This is a genomic window from Chromohalobacter nigrandesensis (genome assembly GCF_023061285.1).
Classification (GTDB): Bacteria; Pseudomonadota; Gammaproteobacteria; order Pseudomonadales; family Halomonadaceae; genus Chromohalobacter; species Chromohalobacter nigrandesensis.
The window spans coordinates 64,721-76,775 of the sequence record NZ_JAKGAM010000001.1; the positions used below are offsets into that span (position 1 = coordinate 64,721).

Below are 12,055 nucleotides of genomic sequence, written 5' to 3' on the forward strand. Positions count from 1 at the left end.
AACCCAGCTGAATGTGAAGGAGCAAGATGACGATGTCGCAGCAAAAGCCAGCGGTCCGGATGGACGATAGAACGTTCTATGAAGCCAAGGGAGATGCCATGTACTCCGTGAGATACATGATCCTTCAAGAACGGCTTTACAAACGCTTGGCGGGCTTGTTCAAGTTCACCAGCCTGTTCGGTGGCAGTGCGGCGTTTGCCGGCTTGATAACTGCCAGCCCCTTGGTCACCGGTACTAGCGGTCTTCTGATTACCGCCAGCACTGTGCTGGACTTCGTCATCTCTCCCGAACAAAAGGCGCTGCAATGCAAAGAGGCTAGGCAGAAATTCCAAAAGCTCTTGAGGAAAGCTGATGAGCTGGATATTGCGGCCTTCGATAGGCGTGCTGAAAAGATCGCCATGCTGGATACACCGAATATCGAAAGCCTGCGAATACCCGCCTACAACGACTCCATGTGTGAGCGCGGCAGAACGGACTTTGTCCAGCCCTTGTCCTTCCGCCAGCGCGTCATCCGTGCCATTGCCTAGCAACCACTTCGAATAGATGGCCACGGCACTCTCCGGTACATTAGGAGTTTCCACACAACTCAATGAACCCGATGGAGAAGCACCATGGCCGAAACGGAAAATAAGCTCCTCACTGAAGAGCAGGAAAAACTGCATGAGGCTGAAGCCCAGACGAAGTACCACCAGCACCGGCTGTTGGTCCGCCTCGGAGACAAAATCTCCAAGCGAGAAGGGTACAAAAGTAGCGAACTGACGGGGCTTGTCGCTATTCGCTACTACCTCATGCAGAAGCATCACTGGACTCCTGCTCAAGTGATGGCAATGAGCGAAGAGCATCTAGAGTTCGCAATGCTCGGAGAGAGTGACAAGTCGACCTTGCCGACAAAAGATTGGCTGTAAGGTCATCCCCTGCCTGATGCGCCTGCTCGGCTCTTATACCGAGCAGGCGTCCCCGCCTGATGTCGATTCGGGCTTTAGCAGCGCTCAAAGGACCTTGATATGTCATGTCGTTCTCCATTTCCCCTGTATGCCTGTCCACCCCGGTCAGGCGGTCGTCGTCTCTTCCTGGCCAGGAGTAACCTGTGGGGTGTCAGAGGGAGGAAGATCAGATGAAGAGATCAATTCAGGCCATACAATCCACCAGTCGGCGGGACGTAACTCGGGGCGAGTCACCTGACCTGATGTTGTTTTCTCAATACGTGAAGCAATCTCAGCTGAAGGAATCTTGTTCCCGTAAGCGATTTGCTTCAGGTACGCCCTGGTAGTGCCCGTATTGGCGATATCGTCATCACTCGCTTTCTTGACCCACGCCAGCAGGCATCGGTTTTGGTTTCTCATGAACTGCTCCTGTATACGTTAGGGCAAATGATTACCCATAGGTAATCACATTTCAATACCTGAGGGAAATTTACCTTTAAGTAACGGAGCCCGATGATTGGGGTATGGACATTCATGAGACTCGGCGGAACAACCTTCGCCTACTGCTGCAAGAGCGTTTCAATGGGAAAAGGGCTGCCTTGGCCGAGGCCATTGACCGCCAGCCGGACTACATCTCGCGCTGCCTGAGCACGGGTAAGCACAGAAAACGAATTGGCGAGACATTCGCGCGACACATTGAAGCGGCGATTGGACTAGAACGCGGTTGGCTGGATAGAGGCATGGCTCTAGGAGATGCTTATAGATCAGCCCCCAAACCAGGCGAAGCCATCAAAGAAGGCCCCAAGGTGGGTGATACCGTTCGCCATGACGCCAACGTTCAAAAAGCCCCACAGCCGATCCGCTACCACCGTTATCCGGTAATCAGCCGGGTGCAGGCCGGGGCCTGGACGGAGTGTGTCACGCCCTATGAACCTGGCGGTGAACCCCACGAAGAGGCCACCGATTACCGTGCCGAAGGCAGAGCGTTTTGGTTAGAGGTACAGGGTGACTCCATGACTGCACCGACTGGCAGCCGCCCTAGCGTTCCTGAAGGCACTCTGGTGCTTTTCGATACTGGCAAGGAAGCGGTGCCGGGCAAGCTGGTGGCCGCTCTGCTTGCGGACAGCAACGAAGCTACCTTCAAGCAACTGATCGAGGACGGTGGTCGGCGCTATCTCAAGGCGCTCAACCCCGCCTACCCGCTGATCCCCATCAACGGCAACTGCCGGATCCTCGGGGTTGCCGTGGAAGCCAAGACGAGGCTGTAAAGAAATCGATACGCAGATAAGAGAGACGAAAATAAGGGGCTTACTCTTGAGAAACCTGCCTTGCAGACCTATACAGAGAGGAGCAACTAGATTACAGTTGCGCCACCGGCAGAGCAGTCGACCAAGAGGTGGTCATGGGTAACAAACGACTGGACCGGCTGAGACAGCGCCCAAAGGACTTCACTTGGGACGAGTTGGTAGCTCTATTGGAGAGCTTGGGCTACCGGCTGAAGAACGGAAAAGGCTCTCGCCGGAAGTTTATTGATGATCAAAATCAAAAAATTAGTCTCCACGAGCCACATCCAGATAACACAATGAAGATGTATCTGGTGGACAAGGTTCTCACCGCCTTGGAGGAGCATGGAAAGATATGAAAACCCAAGTGCTTGAACACCGAGGCTATCAAGGGTCTGTGGAATTTTCTATTGAGGATGGCGTACTGCATGGCAGTATCCTCCACATCGTGGACCTCGTTACATATGAAGCAGAAACTCTCCCCGCTCTCAATGAAGCATTCATAGAGTCAGTGGAAGACTACCTGGAGACTTGTGCCGAGGAAGAAGTCGACCCAGACAAGCCTTTCCGTGGAACTTTTAATGTTCGCCTTGGTCCTGATTTGCACAAAAGCCTTGCTTTAGCTGCGAGTCGTCAGGGATTAAGCCTTAATGACACCATGAAAAAAATCTCTGTCATGTGGCTCAAAAATGGGTGCCCCTCGGATTTCCAAGAAGTTCATCATCATACACATGAGCATTTTCATCCCACGCCCCATGAAACAGTAACTTACCGAGGCGAGATGGACTTCCAAATGGCTCCTATTCAAACGACTAAACGTCTAAGGGTAGTGCAATGAGTGAAGCAAACTTCGACCTTACACGCTATCGCTTTGAAGACATCGAGGCCAATGGCATCGAATTTGATGCTACGGAGCCGCTCGACCTTGAGATGAAGTTCGAGATTTCATTTTCTGACGAGGCTCCTGGCAGCGATCATTTTACTGTAATCATCAAGATAGCTCTATCTACAAGAGAGCCAGAAAAAAGCAACCCTTGGCTCAAAGTAAAAGCATCTGGATGCTACACTTTTAACGATGGAGTTGAGCCCTATCTCATCAAAGATACTCTTCAAAAAGTGTACGCAGCGAATCTTCTATATGGCTGCATGCGTCCGCTATTAGACAGCATTACAAACAATATTGGGCTTCACGGCATGAACATGCCGCTTACTTTGCCGCTAGGCAATGAAACGATTTCACAAGCACCGGCTTCTACAAATAAGGAAGAGACGCCAGATACTCCTTCGTAGAAAAACCTATGACTTTCGAAAACCCGCCCACCGAGGCGGGTTTTTTGTGCAGAATCGCTTACAGACGCCCTCCGTCTCCCTTTGGCATACTCGAATCGGGCCCATGGCCCGCAGGGAACCACCAAAGGAAAAGACCATGACCAATAATGCAACCGGCCAAACCATTACCGAGCGACTGCAAGATGCCAAAAAGCTCAGGCCCCACACCAATGAACTGATCGGCATCGCCCGTGGCTTACTGGCAGACGGCATGCTCAACCAGAGCGAAGCCGAATACCTCCTAAAATGGCTGGAAGAGCGCCCCGGCGCCCTCGATACCTGGCCCTACAACGTGCTTTTCCAGCGACTTAGCGAATCGCTAGCGGATGGCCGCCTGGACAGTAACGAAGAAGCCGAGCTGCTGGGCATGCTGGTCGACCTGACCGGTGGCGGCAAGCTAGAGGGTGCCGCCACGGTGAGCACCACCGCCCTGCCGCTTAACGACCCGCAGCCGAATATCGAGTTCGACGGCCGCACCTTCGTGGTCACCGGCACTTTCGTTTCCGGTACACGTGAAGAAGTGAAAGCCGATATCACCATTCGCGGCGGACGTGTGTTGGGAGCGGTCTCGCGCAAGACCGACTACGTGGTGCTCGGGCAGCAAGCCAGCGACCAGTGGACTCACGCCAACTATGGAAGCAAGCTCGAAAAGGCTCTAATGCTTCGTGATGATGGTCACCCCATCGCTATCATCAGTGAAAAGCACTGGGCAAGCTTCCTCGACTAACCGGCCCACCCTCTCGATACACACCCGCCCACCGAGGCGGGTTTTTTGTGGTTACCTGAATAAAAATTACCTATAGGTATTGACCGTATAGTTACCTATGGGTAATAGTTACCCCATCGCACAACGACACCGATGGGGAACGCAGGATGACCAACCCAACCAACACCATCGAATTCGCGGGATACCGCTGCCAGATAGGTCGCCAGGCTCAAGGGCTGCCCACCGTCAAACAGGCGCAGGTGATCGCCGGGCTTGCCGCCGGCATGACCCAGAAAGAGATTGCCAAGCTGCGCGGCGTCTCACCCGCCACCATCAAGAGCACAACCGAAAGTTTGTATTTCTGGCTGCATGCCTCCCGTGCAACGGATGCCGTCGCCAAGGCGATGAAACGCGGCTGGATCGCACCGCTGGCCATCGCCCTCTTTATCTCAGCACTCAACCCACACGCAGACGCAATACGGCGCCCACCCAACCGGGGCCGCCAGCAGATCAGCATCACCGCGCGTGCGTCTCAACGGGACAACGGGGGGCTCTCCGCATGAATACCGCCCCGATCACCAGCGCTCAGCGCGCAACCATCAGCATGATCGTAGACACGGCCATCGACGTGACCCTGCAAGGCCGTTACGTCGCCGATGCCGAGTTCCACGGCGGCGTGCATGCAGTCATCGTCGCGACCCACCCAGTCGGCGATTCGCAGATCTCAGAGAAAGGCGAATTGCTGATTTGCTACATGAACCCTGGCCACGAGCGCGACGGCGAGACACGCGACGAGCGCATCGAAACCGAGCTAGCCCACCTGTTCTGCCACCTGCACGGCAAGCTCCAGGAGGCCCAGTCATGAACCGCCTGACCGTCATCAAGACGCCGCGCGGCAATAAGCGCTTGCGCTACACCACCGGCCTGCGCGCCTGCCGCCAGATCGCCGACCGCTACAACTGGAACCTCGTGGTACGCCACGGGCAACTACGGATGGAGGACCGCCAGCATGCGTAAACGACTGATCGAGGTAGGAAGGAACTGCGTGTACTTCTACGGCGGCGACTGTGATACCGAAACCATCCACCCGAAGGGCACGGCCTCGGACTACCTGGCCGAGCGCGCCAAGCGTCGGGGGAAGCGCCACCAGGCACGCCGCTGGCGGCACGAACGCCATGGCCTGACACCAGGCATCGAGATTCATACGGCCTGAATACCCGCGGTCGCCCTGACCGCATCAGGGTCTCGCCCGCCGGCAACGCTGGTCGATGTGCCAGGCGGACCACGAGCAAAACGCCAGCAGCTGGCGATGGGGAGTCACCGCCCCGGGCGCCAGCCTTCAATTCCCTGCGTACTTCCCGGCCTCCGGGCCGGGCTTTTTCAGGGCAGCGGTGAGTCCGCTTAAAAACGCTCGAGCGGATTGTCCGGTGCCTTGGCACCGCAACAGACAGGAGACCGACATGGAAACGAACCCACACGCCTTCACTCAGATGCTCGCCAAGATGCGGCGCGGCCAGTCTGCCGAGGAACTAAGCGAGACGCTCCTGGAAGCGCAGGACGCCTGCAAGGAAACCGGCAAACAGGCGGTCATCACTTACAAGGTCAAGATCAAGCCCGAGAAAGGTATGCCGGGCATGTTCATGCTCACCGACGAGATCAAGTCTCAGCTACCCCAAATGGATCGCGGCGCCAGCGTGATGTTCGAGGACACCAACCTCCAGCTACAGCTCGAGGATCCGCGCCAGCAGAAGTTCGACCTCAAGCGTGTCGAGGACGAGAAGCAAGAGGCGCGCACCGTGGCTGAAGAAGAGAAACCCACCCAACTGAAGAAGGTGTGATGATGGAAGACCAACGCGACTTTCAGGCGGCTCTAGCCGCTGGTACCACCCTGGCCAACACGGGCGCACTGGCGAGCGATTGCATCGATGAGCAGCACGCGGTGCTTATCCCGGAAGGGTATCACCTTGAGGACCTGGAGCAATTCCAAGCCCAACCGCGCCGCACGCGCCAGCGGGTGGCCATTCACAACGCTACCGACTTCGGGCGCTACGTGAACCGCTTCAAGGACGCGGCCACAACCATCTATGCCGACCTCGAAAATACCCGGTTCACGGCGGTACTGGACCACCCAGCACCGAGCGAGCCGGCCTGGGGCGATCACCGTGCGACCTATGCCTGCCCACATTCTCGCAGTTGGAAGACCTGGACGGCCGCCGACGGCAAGGCAATGCGCCAAGCCGACTTCGCCAAATTCATCGAGGACAACCTGCCCGATGTCCAGCATCCCAATGGCAGCGACATTCTGACCATCAGCCGCACTCTCGAAGCGAAGAAAAAGGTCGACTTCCAGAGCGGCGTTCGTCTCGACAACGGCGAGGTGCAGATCACTTTCAATGAGGAGATCCAGGGCTCCGCAGGTAAGGGCACCATCGAGATCCCCGAAACCTTCACCCTGGGAATCCCCGTCTTCGAGGGTGGCGACCACTACGAGCTGACCGCTCGCCTGCGCTACCGCATCAACGACGGCCAACTGGCCATGTGGTTCGACCTGCTACGCCCCGAGCGACTCCTCGAGGACGCCTTCGCCAACACGCTGACCCAGATCCAGCGCGACCTCGGCGACGACGTGATGATGATCCACGCCGACGCACCGCGCGGCTGAACAAGGCGCCCGGCCCGGAGGCCGGGCTTCTCAGGGCAGCGGTGAGAGAGTCATCAAGGATTCCTTGACCACTGGCCTGCATGAACAGGAGTAAATCACATGCAACACCACCAACTGCTCAACCACCCGCTGTTCGAAGAGCGCCCGTTCAAAGACGTGCTTGAACCCTTCGGCTTCGAACTCAGCATCAAGATCACGGAGCCACCTATTGATCCCGAGATCGATAGTGCGCAAGACATCGAGGCATATGACCGCAACGCCGATGCCTACATCGACTCCCTGAGCTTCGATCACCGCGCAGACTTCACTGAGATCTACCGAGGGGAAAACGAGGACGGCGATATTGTCAGCGTCGCCGTGCGAGCCAAGCATGTCTTTGCCCAGCTACTGCTTTGCGCCGACTCCGGCTTCGCTCACGTCAACAGCCACCATCACCGAGCCTATGCCGACGTCTACCGCGAGCGCATGCGGCAGCTCTCGACCGAGGGCTTCAGCCGAGAGCGGGATGATGGGTACGTCAACGGCCAGTTGGGCTATGCCGCTGCAAGCTATGCCTTCGTGGCCTCTCTCCCGGAAAAGCAGAGGGGCCGAGTTACCGGCATTTACTCACTAGACAACAACATCATCCTCCGAGATATGTGGCCGGGGAGCTGGAGCAAGAAGTGGTGGAAGCCCCGCGACCGTCGACGCGACCTAGTCAAGGCTGGCGCTCTGATCCTCGCCGAGATCGAGCGGCTTGATCGTGCAGCCGCGCGGCAGGGAGATGAGGCTCAATGACAGCCAATCCTTCCGCCAGCCTCGCCTGGAGCACTCAGTTCGCAATCGACTTCGATGGCGAGATCAACGTCGACCTGTTCGCCGGTGGTGGCGGTGCCTCCACCGGGCTGGAGATAGGCCTAGATCGCCCGGTGCACGTGGCCATCAACCACGACGCCGACGCGATCAGCATGCATCAGGCCAACCACCCAGGCGCCGAGCACTACCTGTCGGATGTCTATGAGGTCGACCCGCTGGCCGCCTGCCAGGGACGGCCGGTCGGCCACTTCCACGCCAGCCCAGACTGCACCCATCATAGCCAGGCCCGCGGCGGCCAGCCGCGCAAACGCGCCATCCGCTCGCTGTCGTGGGTCGTGCATAAGTGGGCCGGCAAGGTCCGGCCACGCGTCATCACACTGGAAAACGTCGAGCAGATCCTTCAGTGGTCGCCGCTGATCGCCAAGCGCTGCAAGAAGACCGGGCGAGTGGTGAAGGTCGACGGAAGTGTCGCAGCCCCCGGCGAACGCGTGCCGCTCGCGCAGCAGTTCCTGGTACCGGACCGCCGACGCCGCGGCCACAACTGGGAGCATTTCGTGGCCGGCCTGCGACGTCTGGGCTATGCCGTGCAGTGGCGCACGTTGCGCGCCTGCGACTACGGCGCGCCGACCACCCGCGAACGCCTGTTCCTGGTCGCTCGTTGCGATGGCCACCCCATCGTCTGGCCCGAGCCAACGCACCACAAGCACCCCAAGCGCGGGCAGAAGCGTTGGCGATCGGCCGCCGAGTGCATCGACTGGTCGATTCCCACGCGCAGCATCTTCGACCGGCCTCGACCGTTGGCCGACAATACCTTGCGGCGCATCGCCAAGGGCATTCAGAAATTCGTGCTCGATAGCGGTGACCCGTTCATCGTGCCGATTGCCAATTACGGTAGTGCACACGACCAGGTTAACAACATCCGCGAACCATTGCGGACTGTCACTGCTTGGCCGCGTGGCGGCTCATTTGCTGTAGCGGCCCCTACCCTGGTCCAGGTGGCTCATGGCGAAGGGAAGCCGGGCGGTCCGCAGCGTTGGGGAAGCGGCACCCGTGACATCCGTGAGCCACTCAATACGGTGACAGCCAGCGGCGGGACTGCCCTTGGCATGGCTTACCTCGCCCAGATGAACGGAGGATGGAACCAAACGCCGGGACGCGATGCCCGGCAGCCGCTCAGCACCATCACCGGTCGTGGTACCCAGCAGCAGCTCGTCACCGCGCACCTGACCACCCTGCGCCAACACTGCCACGGCACTGACATTCGAGGCCCGCTGACCACTGTGGCCGCTGGTGGTGGTCATCATGCCCTGGTCGAGTGCCGGCTATCGCCCGAGCACGAGGCCGGCGCGCTGCGCGTCGCGGCGTTCCTGATGCGCTACCACAGTACCGGGGGCCAGTGGGCGGACCTCCGCGACCCGATGACCACGATCAGCACCAAGGATCGCTTGGCCTTGGTGACCGTAACGATCAAGGGCACGCCCTACGTGATCGTCGATATCGCCCTGCGCATGCTCAAACCGCGCGAACTCTACAGTGCCCAGGGCTTCCCCGGCACCTACATCATCGATCACGGTCATGATGGTCGGCGCTTCACTCTTACCGCTCAGACCCGCATGTGCGGCAACAGCGTCAGCCCCCTGCCTATGGCTGCGGTCGCGCGAGCTAACAGGGAGGAACACCACATGAAGACGACAACACAGGAAGCTTCATGACCAAACCCACCCATACCCACATCACGCATGGTGGCCGGTTTTCCTGGGTCGGCGAGCAACAAGGTGGCGGTGCCCTCGAGGGGCAGACGCTCGTCTGCTACCTCGATCTCGACAAGGATCTGAAGAGCATCACCACCCTGGAGGACTGGCAACAGCACTGGCGAAAGATCGAGCCAGATGATTGCACCGTCTGCATGGGCACCGGGCGCGACAGCATCAAAGGCAATGCCACCAAGCCGTGTGGCGGATGCTACGGCCTTGGGAAGATCCGGCCAGACGGCGAGACGCCCGCCGACCGCTGGCAGTTGGCCGAGATTGCCGGCGGTATCATCGCCCGCCAGCGCCAGGAGATCGGACGACTACGGCAGATCGAGGCGCTACCCGAGGTGCGCGAGATACTGGATAAGCAGCGCGACGCGCAGAACGAGACCATCGCACGACAAGAGCAAAAGTGGCGTGCCGGCCGCGGACACGGCCCCGGCGGGCAGAGAGCAACAGGAGATTGAGATGGCTACAGGTAAGCTGATGGATCTGGAGCAATGGCGGCGCGCTCGCTTTGCCGGCGACCCACCGTCAGAGACAACGATACGGCGCTGGTGTCGTGAGGGCCATGTACCTGCAAAGAAGATAGCCGGCACATGGTTCATTGACTTGGATGCGGAGCGGCGTCAGACCGGCAACGAGCTGGCTGACCAGGTGTTGGGCACGATGGGAGTCTGATATGGCTGCACGGCCAAGAAAGCGAAAAGGCAAGGGCTTAGAGCCAAACCTGTATGAACGCCGGGGCTACTTCACCTATCGCAACCCGATTGAAGGCACCTGGCACGGCATGGGGCGGGATCGCGCCAAGGCGCAGGATGCCGCCCGCATCCTCAATGCCAGACTGATGCAGGGTGCCGACTATGTAGCCCGCGTCATGGGCGAAGAAGGCATTACGTTAGGCTACGCCATCGATGCCTGGCTCAAGGAGCGCGTGGACGACCATCCCAAGCACAGCGTCAGCACCAAGAAGAACAAGCATTACCGCAGTGGCCGCATCAAGCGTGACCGTGGCGAGACGCTACTCTCGCAAATCGACGTGAAGTGGTGCGCCATGTACCTGGACGAGAATTTCAAGGGCGACCCTTATGTGCAGTACCGGGCCGTCCTGTCGCAAATCTTCAATTTTGCCCAGACCAAGGGATGGATCGATGATAACCCCGTCGCCCCGACCCGAAAGAGCGATGAATCCTATACCGTGAAGCGTAAACGCCTCACCGTAGATCAATTCAAGACCATACATGCGCAGGCAGAGCCCTGGTTTCAGGTCGCCATGGAGCTCGCGTTATTGTGCCTCTTCGGCCGCGCTGAGGTGTCGTCTGCGCGCTACGATCATATCGACGGCGGTACCCTGCATTACATCCGCGAGAAAACGCGGGAGCGGAGCAAAAGCGCCTACGTGGCCATAGAACTAACCCCTGCCATCGAAGACCTGATAGGCCGATCTCGACTACTGCCTCCCGTGTCGCCATTCATCGTGCACCGAGCGCCCGATCGTGGACGGCGCCCGGGCAAGTCTAAGACGCACTGGTCACAGGTGACGCCGGACATGCTATCGCGCACCTTCGCCAAGCACCGTGCCAACGTGCCGAGCATTGCCGCTTTACCTGACGCAGCTCAACCCACGTTCCACGAGATCCGTTCGCTTGGATCACGGCTACTCGAGCTCAAGGGCGTCGAGGTAGGCGATATCCAGGTGCTGATGGGGCATGCCGAAGAAGAGATGACCCAGCACTACCTGGATGGGCATGGCACCCGGTGGCAGCATGCCAAGGGCAACCCCTTCTCGATGGCCGACCTCCTCGCTCAAAACTAACGTGTAACGCCTTGTTTTATAATGGTCGTGATGGCTGAATCTGCCGCCCCTTCGAAGGCTTCTTTTTCCTATACCCATCAATAGGTTATCCCGCCACCCGGCGTAGAAATGGGGTTGCAGAGGTCGCTGGTTCGAATCCAGTCGCTCCGACCAAAAGATTGAAGAAAAACCGCCACTTATGGGTCAACCATAGTGGCGGTTTTTTGTTGCGTTGGCATTATGGTTGCGACTGCCGGGAACACTCGTCAGCATGACGAGTCCCACGTTTGGTCAGTGCAATTCCAGCGAGGTCCAACACATGCTGCATGACGCCATTGAGATACGGAAAATCGCCGGCCCAGACGAGAACGACGTCCGCTATGAAGTCTACGATAGCGACACGGGGGTCAGTCTGGGGCTTTATCAAAGCATGGAACATGCCGAAGCCGAGCGTCAGCGAATGAAAGCATCCGACAACGAAGTCAAGTCAGGCGAAAAGGACGACGACCCCAGCGTGGAATGACCACCGAAAACGGCTTGGCACTGGCTGCCAAGCCGCTTCGATTCGGTTGCAGGTACCAAAAAAGCTTCAGCGCCAAGCTGTCATGCAAAACGCCCCGCCTCTACCGATGACGCCATAGATCCCACCCGATTCCGCCGGCGATGCCAGCAATGACGCCCGCCAGCACACTACCCACCACCAACCACATGACCAGCCCGACCATAATGCCGAGCAGTGCTCCGGGTAGTTCCTTCATGGCATCTCCAAAAGTATTGAGTTACATAGGGCTGAGCGCATCCTGATGCACAC

General features: G+C 58.5%; 21 protein-coding genes. 19 read left to right on the top strand and 2 right to left on the bottom strand.

What is annotated here, in order from left to right:
* Positions 1–26: 26 nt before the first annotated feature.
* Both L1073_RS00355 and L1073_RS00360 read left to right on the top strand, forming a co-directional pair.
* Positions 27–527, top strand: coding sequence for a hypothetical protein (locus L1073_RS00355; protein WP_246896183.1), 501 nt, complete (start codon positions 27–29; stop codon positions 525–527).
* A gap of 84 nt (positions 528–611) precedes the next feature.
* Positions 612–905, top strand: coding sequence for a hypothetical protein (locus L1073_RS00360; RefSeq protein ID WP_246896184.1), 294 nt, complete (start codon positions 612–614; stop codon positions 903–905).
* 144 nt (positions 906–1,049) lie between these two features.
* On the opposite strand, the gene L1073_RS00365 is transcribed toward L1073_RS00360, so the two are convergent.
* Positions 1,050–1,343 carry a transcriptional regulator gene (locus L1073_RS00365; protein WP_246896186.1) on the bottom strand — a complete coding sequence of 98 codons (294 nt, stop codon included), beginning with the start codon at positions 1,341–1,343 and terminating at the stop codon, positions 1,050–1,052.
* A gap of 320 nt (positions 1,344–1,663) precedes the next feature.
* Here L1073_RS00365 and L1073_RS00370 point away from each other — a divergent pair, with 320 nt between their 5' ends.
* The 17 genes from L1073_RS00370 (at position 1,664) to L1073_RS00450 (ending at position 11,767) form a co-directional block, all read left to right on the top strand.
* Positions 1,664–2,191 (top strand): LexA family protein, encoded by a 528-nt coding sequence (locus tag L1073_RS00370; RefSeq protein WP_246896188.1) that lies wholly within the window; start codon positions 1,664–1,666, stop codon positions 2,189–2,191.
* A gap of 134 nt (positions 2,192–2,325) precedes the next feature.
* Positions 2,326–2,565 (top strand): type II toxin-antitoxin system HicA family toxin, encoded by a 240-nt coding sequence (locus L1073_RS00375; protein WP_246896189.1) that lies wholly within the window; start codon positions 2,326–2,328, stop codon positions 2,563–2,565.
* Positions 2,562–3,044, top strand: coding sequence for a type II toxin-antitoxin system HicB family antitoxin (locus L1073_RS00380; protein ID WP_246896191.1), 483 nt, complete (start codon positions 2,562–2,564; stop codon positions 3,042–3,044). Before L1073_RS00375 ends, L1073_RS00380 begins: the two co-directional genes overlap by 4 nt.
* Positions 3,041–3,496 carry a hypothetical protein gene (locus L1073_RS00385; RefSeq protein WP_246896193.1) on the top strand — a complete coding sequence of 152 codons (456 nt, stop codon included), beginning with the start codon at positions 3,041–3,043 and terminating at the stop codon, positions 3,494–3,496. The genes L1073_RS00380 and L1073_RS00385 overlap by 4 nt, the downstream gene beginning before the upstream one ends.
* A gap of 136 nt (positions 3,497–3,632) precedes the next feature.
* Positions 3,633–4,262, top strand: coding sequence for a BRCT domain-containing protein (locus L1073_RS00390; protein ID WP_246896194.1), 630 nt, complete (start codon positions 3,633–3,635; stop codon positions 4,260–4,262).
* A 146-nt stretch (positions 4,263–4,408) separates the two neighbouring features.
* Positions 4,409–4,804: a helix-turn-helix domain-containing protein gene (locus L1073_RS00395; protein ID WP_246896196.1), complete on the top strand. Its 396-nt coding sequence runs from the start codon at positions 4,409–4,411 to the stop codon at positions 4,802–4,804.
* Positions 4,801–5,106 (top strand): hypothetical protein, encoded by a 306-nt coding sequence (locus L1073_RS00400; protein ID WP_246896198.1) that lies wholly within the window; start codon positions 4,801–4,803, stop codon positions 5,104–5,106. Before L1073_RS00395 ends, L1073_RS00400 begins: the two co-directional genes overlap by 4 nt.
* Positions 5,103–5,258, top strand: coding sequence for a hypothetical protein (locus L1073_RS00405; RefSeq protein WP_246896199.1), 156 nt, complete (start codon positions 5,103–5,105; stop codon positions 5,256–5,258). Before L1073_RS00400 ends, L1073_RS00405 begins: the two co-directional genes overlap by 4 nt.
* A complete protein-coding gene (locus L1073_RS00410) occupies positions 5,251–5,454 on the top strand; it encodes a hypothetical protein (RefSeq protein WP_246896201.1) in 204 nt (67 codons plus the stop codon). The genes L1073_RS00405 and L1073_RS00410 overlap by 8 nt, the downstream gene beginning before the upstream one ends.
* Before the next feature lie 247 nt (positions 5,455–5,701).
* Entirely contained in the window at positions 5,702–6,079 is a 378-nt protein-coding gene (locus tag L1073_RS00415) for a hypothetical protein (protein ID WP_246896202.1), read from the top strand.
* Positions 6,079–6,903 (top strand): YfdQ family protein, encoded by an 825-nt coding sequence (locus tag L1073_RS00420; RefSeq protein ID WP_246896204.1) that lies wholly within the window; start codon positions 6,079–6,081, stop codon positions 6,901–6,903. The genes L1073_RS00415 and L1073_RS00420 overlap by 1 nt, the downstream gene beginning before the upstream one ends.
* A gap of 99 nt (positions 6,904–7,002) precedes the next feature.
* Positions 7,003–7,680, top strand: a complete 678-nt coding sequence (locus tag L1073_RS00425) for a hypothetical protein (protein ID WP_246896205.1) — start codon at positions 7,003–7,005, stop codon at positions 7,678–7,680.
* Positions 7,677–9,410 carry a DNA cytosine methyltransferase gene (locus tag L1073_RS00430; RefSeq protein WP_246896207.1) on the top strand — a complete coding sequence of 578 codons (1,734 nt, stop codon included), beginning with the start codon at positions 7,677–7,679 and terminating at the stop codon, positions 9,408–9,410. Before L1073_RS00425 ends, L1073_RS00430 begins: the two co-directional genes overlap by 4 nt.
* Positions 9,407–9,916, top strand: coding sequence for a hypothetical protein (locus tag L1073_RS00435; protein ID WP_246896209.1), 510 nt, complete (start codon positions 9,407–9,409; stop codon positions 9,914–9,916). Before L1073_RS00430 ends, L1073_RS00435 begins: the two co-directional genes overlap by 4 nt.
* Before the next feature lies 1 nt (position 9,917).
* On the top strand, positions 9,918–10,130 hold the full coding sequence (locus L1073_RS00440) for an excisionase (protein ID WP_246896210.1): 213 nt from the start codon (positions 9,918–9,920) through the stop codon (positions 10,128–10,130).
* Between the two features lies 1 nt (position 10,131).
* Entirely contained in the window at positions 10,132–11,265 is a 1,134-nt protein-coding gene (locus L1073_RS00445) for a phage integrase Arm DNA-binding domain-containing protein (protein ID WP_246896212.1), read from the top strand.
* A 250-nt stretch (positions 11,266–11,515) separates the two neighbouring features.
* Complete coding sequence (locus L1073_RS00450; RefSeq protein ID WP_246896214.1) at positions 11,516–11,767, top strand: hypothetical protein; 252 nt, start codon at positions 11,516–11,518, stop codon at positions 11,765–11,767.
* 100 nt (positions 11,768–11,867) lie between these two features.
* On the opposite strand, the gene L1073_RS17155 is transcribed toward L1073_RS00450, so the two are convergent.
* Positions 11,868–12,002: a hypothetical protein gene (locus tag L1073_RS17155; RefSeq protein WP_281505937.1), complete on the bottom strand. Its 135-nt coding sequence runs from the start codon at positions 12,000–12,002 to the stop codon at positions 11,868–11,870.
* Positions 12,003–12,055 lie beyond the last annotated feature (53 nt).